General features: G+C 68.3%; 1 pseudogene. It reads right to left on the minus strand.

Features of this window, described 5'->3' with window-relative positions:
- Positions 1-186: pseudogene (locus ON19_RS43725) on the minus strand (3,4-dihydroxyphenylacetate 2,3-dioxygenase); the annotation flags it as partial.
- Between the last annotated feature and the right edge of the window lie 148 nt (positions 187-334).

The raw sequence follows: 334 nt of genomic DNA on the forward strand, positions 1-334 counted from the left end.
GACCAGGCCGAGCACGTCCACGTAGAACTCGCGGGAGGCGGCCAGGTCGGTGACGACGAGTTCGGCGTAGGCGACGCGGAGGATGTCCGGCGGCGGCGAGGACGGGGTCGGCACCGGATCGGCCGCCGCGATGGGAGCTTCCTGCGTGACGAAGAAGCCGGAGGAGGTGGGAATGCGTTCGGTCATGTCGTTGCCTTGCTGCGCTGAGGGATCGGGAGCGGCGCTCACTTGCCGAAGGTAGGGTTGTGCACCTTGCCGAGGGTGATGTGGACCGCCTGCTGGTCGGTGTAGAAGTCGATGGAGCGGTAGCCGCCCTCGTGGCCGAGTCCGGAGG

This window comes from Nocardia abscessus NBRC 100374, assembly GCF_000308455.1.
Classification (GTDB): domain Bacteria; phylum Actinomycetota; class Actinomycetes; order Mycobacteriales; family Mycobacteriaceae; genus Nocardia; species Nocardia abscessus.